Consider the following 4,745-nt stretch of genomic DNA (forward strand, 5'->3'; position numbering starts at 1 on the left):
GTTTGCTCAAGGTTGATGATATGTACACGGTTACGTGCGCCGAAGATGAAAGGCTTCATCTTAGGGTTCCAGTAACGTGCTTGGTGACCAAAGTGAACACCAGCTTGAAGCATATCGCGCATTGAAACGTTTGCCATTTTGTAAATCCTCTATGTAGTTTAGGGTTAGGCCTCCACATATCCCATAGCACCAACACCGAAGTATTTAAACTTCAAATGCACCCAAGTGTATGTGACGATACGTGTGTGTGTTAAAATAAAATTGTGTTTGCCTTAAATACAAAAAATCATTTAAGAATTTATTTGTAAAAAGACGGCGCGCTTTATACCATATTAAAATTAAATACTCAACGTCGCGTGCAAAATTTGTGCGACGATAAATGTTAAAAAACGCAACTTTGGAGCCTCAATGAGCGCTGTGATCAAGACCCCTGAAGAAATTGAAAAAATGCGTGTAGCCGGGCGTTTAGCGGCAGACGTACTTGAAATGATTGAACCACATGTAGTGCCAGGTGTGACTACTGATGAGCTAAATACAATTTGTCATGATTATATTGTAAATGTGCAAGATGCTATCCCTGCGCCACTAAATTACCACGGTTTTCCTAAGTCGGTATGTACCTCTGTAAATCATGTAATTTGCCACGGTATTCCAAATGACAAACCGCTAAAAGATGGCGATAGCGTCAACATTGATGTAACCGTAATTAAAGACGGTTACCACGGCGACACCTCAAAGATGTTTCATGTAGGTACGCCTAACATTCAAGGTAAACGCCTTGCACAAGTAACACAAGAAAGCCTATACCTTGCCATTAAAATGGTAAAACCAGGTGTGCGTTTAGGCGATATTGGTGAAGCAATTCAAAAATACGCAGAGAGCTTTAACTACTCAATTGTACGTGAATACTGCGGCCACGGTATTGGTAGCGAATTTCACGAAGAGCCTCAAGTAATGCACTACGGTAAAGCAGGTACTGGCGAAACACTTAAAGCTGGTATGTGTTTAACAATAGAGCCAATGGTTAACGCAGGTAAACGCCAGTGTAAACTTTTAAAAGACGAGTGGACGGTAGTTACACGCGACCGTAGTTTGTCTGCACAGTGGGAACACACCCTATTAGTGACTGAAAATGGTGTTGAAATTTTAACGCTGCGATCAGATGATACTATCGACAGGATTATCGAACACTAATAAATACCGAGCCACTTGATAAAAGTATTTAACCTCTAATCTGGTTAATATATTTAATAACATACTGAATTATATGTAATATTTATTTTATAATTCCCAAGCTGGAGATTTTCAGTGAAAACAAATCGAATCGACTTGCAAATAGCGAGCCTATTTGCAAGTCGATTCAACACTGTTAACACTGAAAATAGCCGCTGGGGATAGACTTATTACTTCACGTTCAGGTTATTTATCAATGCTAACGGTTCAATAAGGAGCCAGCCCACGTGGCATTACCCAACAAAGTAAAAAAGTTACTTAGCGATGCTGAGCAACTGAGCGATTATCGCGATTGTTCTAGCTATTTTTATAAGTGGTTACATAACGAATTTTCTAAGCAACCAGTTGGTAATTTAATTAATGCCCGGGCTGAGTTTATAGACCGCCTGCTAATTAAACTGTTTCATGTTTACGATTTAGCTCACGAGCCTGATCTTGCCCTTATTGCCGTGGGCGGGTATGGCCGTGGCGAACTACACCCCTACTCCGATATTGACTTTTTATTGCTTGTTACGCAGCCGCCTAGCGAGCAAATATGCGAAAAAATAGGCCAGTTTGTTACCATGCTATGGGATCTCAATTTAGAGATAGGCCACAGCGTACGTACCATTGAACAAGCCATTGAGCAAAAACGTGAAGACGTTACCTTTGCCACCAGCTTGCTCGAAAGCAGGCTCATTTTTGGTAATCACATTGAGTTTGAAAAACTCAAAACGCATATTATAGAAACCCCCGTTTGGCGCTCAGGCGAGTTTTTTGTAGCCAAAGTGCAAGAGCAAAACCTACGCCACAAAAAGTGCCACGGTACTGCTTACAACCTAGAGCCAAACATAAAAGAAAACCCCGGTGGCCTTCGCGATTTACAAACCATTATTTGGGTTGCTAAAAAGCACTTTAGAGCCGAAACCCTACAAGAGCTAATTAGCCACGGCTACTTAACGCATGAAGAGTTTCAGGAGCTTTCGGAGTGCCTAGAAAACCTTTGGAATATTCGCTTTGCACTGCATTTAGCCGCTGGGCGCTCAGAAAACCGTTTGTTGTTTGACCATCAACCACACACAGCTGAAATACTTGGCTTTGGTAGCGATGGTAAAGCCTCGGTTGAGCGCATGATGAAACGCTTATTTAGAATTATGAGCCGCGTGCGCGAGCTTAACCAAATGCTGCTATCGTACTTTGAAGAAAGTATTATGCCAGAGAGCAGCGAAGCGCCAGTGATTGAGTTAGACAAAGACTTTGAACGCGTTGGGCACCAAATTAGGGTTAAAAACCCATCGGTATTTTTTAGACGCGATCAACTTTTTGTTTTGTTTGAGCATATTGCCGACAACCCCGAAATTACCCATATTTACCCAAGTACTATTCGTACCATTAGGCAAGTACGCAGGCGCCTATTAGGTGACTTACAAGATTACGCAGCGTGTCGCGAGGCATTTATGCGTATAGTAAAACACCCTAACGGCATGGGCCGCGCATTCACGCTCATGCACAAACACGGCATGTTGGCCGCGTATTTACCACAATGGCGTAATATATTTGGGCAAATGCAATTTGACTTATTTCATGCCTACACAGTAGATGAGCACACCCATAAATTAATCAATAATATTTACCAATATTTTGATAAATCTAAAGTGAGTGAGTTTCCTATTTGTAGTGAAATAGTAACCCGAATGGATAAGCCTGAGCTGCTTTATTTAGCGGGTATTTTTCATGATATTGCTAAAGGGCGTGGCGGCGATCACTCAGAGCTAGGCTCAGTGGATGCCATTGCTTTTTCTAAATTACATGGCTTCCCATCATCTGATGGCAAGCTTATATCGTGGCTAGTTGGTAACCATTTACTTATGTCGGTTACTGCGCAGCGTAAAGACATAAATGACCCAGGTGTTATTAAAGACTTTGCCTCACGTGTAAAAACAGAGCGCCAACTCGATTACCTCTATTGTTTAACCGTTGCCGATATACGCGCAACCAACGACAACTTATGGAATGATTGGAAAAACACTCTACTACGCGAGTTATACTTGCATACTCAGCGTGCATTACGCCTAGGGCTTGAAAACCCAATGGATCAACGCGACCAAATACGCGATAAAAAACACCAAGCTAAACAGCGCTTACTTAATTTGGGCTACCTAGAAAACCAAATTGATTTAATTTGGAGCCGCTTTAAAGCCAATTACTTTACTGCCTTTAGCGAGCAGCAAATATCATGGCAAACCGAGCACCTATTAAAATGCGCAGACTTAAGCCTACCCAGTGTCATTGTTTCTGATAAAGCAATGCATGGTGGCACGCAAGTGTTTGCTTATAGCCCATATTCTGGGCCGTTATTCGCTCGCTTAGTTAGCGTAATTGGTTCTAAAAAGGCGCAAATACAACACGCTCAAGTGCTTACTACCAAAGATGGCTACGCCCTATTTAACTTTGTAATACTTGAAGTGAGCGGCGACCCTATTGCAAGTAGCCGTGCTCAGTCAATTAAACGTGGGCTTGAGCAAGCACTTAGCGAACCACGTAAAAAAATACGCTTTAAAAAGAATCGCTCGCAACGATTTAAAGACTTTAATATTAAACCTAAAATAGTGCTGCGCCCTCATGCACGTAAAGATCGCAGCCTAATAGAAATTCAAGCTGTTGATATACCCGGTTTACTTACTAAAATTGCCGAAGTTTTCCAAGCGCATTTATTACACATTCACGCAGCCCGTATTACAACGGTAGGTGAACGTGCAGAGGATTTCTTTGTCGTATCAAATAACGAATACCAAGCGCTGACTGATGAAGAGCAAGCCAAAATTCATCAGGCATTACGTAAAAAATTCAACGCCGAAACAGAATAAGGACACACCATGTCAGATTTAAAAACCATGATAGAAAACGCCTGGGATAACCGCGATAGCATTAGCCCAAGCAGCGTATCTAGCGATGTAAAACAAGCGATTATTGACGCACTAGAGCTTCTTGATAGCGGCGCAGCCCGTGTTGCTGAAAAAATATCAGGCGAATGGGTCGTACACCAATGGCTTAAAAAAGCCGTTTTATTATCGTTCCGTATTCGCGATAACCAACCAATGAACGACGGCGTAAATCAGTTTTACGATAAAGTACCGCTTAAATTTAGCGACTACACACCGGAGCAGTTTCAGCAAGGTGGCATGCGCGTAGTACCAAATGCTGTAGCACGTAAAGGCAGCTTTGTAGGTAAAAACGTCGTACTTATGCCATCGTATGTGAACATTGGCGCCTACGTTGATGAAGGCACTATGGTTGATACATGGGCCACTGTAGGTTCCTGTGCACAAATTGGTAAGAATGTACACTTATCAGGCGGTGTGGGCATAGGCGGTGTTTTAGAGCCGCTACAAGCAAATCCTACCATCATTGAAGACAACTGCTTTATTGGCGCTCGTTCAGAAATTGTTGAAGGGGTTATTGTTGAAGAAGGTGCGGTTATTTCAATGGGTGTTTACATTAGCCAAAGCACCCGTATTTACGACCGTGAAACC

At 42.2% G+C, this 4,745-nt stretch carries 4 protein-coding genes; 3 read left to right on the plus strand and 1 reads right to left on the minus strand.

Translation table 11 applies throughout. From position 1 onward, the window contains the following. The coding region (locus tag B4F91_RS08230) for a 30S ribosomal protein S2 (RefSeq protein ID WP_288635551.1) at positions 1–137 on the minus strand (137 nt) is incomplete at its 3' end. Positions 138–375: 238 nt separating this feature from the next. Between B4F91_RS08230 and map the strand changes: the two genes are divergently transcribed. The 3 genes from map to dapD form a co-directional block, all read left to right on the plus strand. After that, entirely contained in the window at positions 376–1,194 is an 819-nt protein-coding gene (map, locus tag B4F91_RS08235) for a type I methionyl aminopeptidase (RefSeq protein WP_223230592.1), read from the plus strand. A 266-nt stretch (positions 1,195–1,460) separates the two neighbouring features. Next, on the plus strand, positions 1,461–4,079 hold the full coding sequence (glnD, locus tag B4F91_RS08240) for a [protein-PII] uridylyltransferase (protein ID WP_024033810.1): 2,619 nt from the start codon (positions 1,461–1,463) through the stop codon (positions 4,077–4,079). Between the two features lie 9 nt (positions 4,080–4,088). Then, positions 4,089–4,745 (plus strand): 2,3,4,5-tetrahydropyridine-2,6-dicarboxylate N-succinyltransferase (dapD, locus tag B4F91_RS08245; protein ID WP_288635549.1); only part of this gene is annotated, 657 nt, incomplete at its 3' end.

The organism is Pseudoalteromonas sp. UBA6610 (assembly GCF_002433295.1).
GTDB lineage: Bacteria > Pseudomonadota > Gammaproteobacteria > Enterobacterales > Alteromonadaceae > Pseudoalteromonas > Pseudoalteromonas atlantica.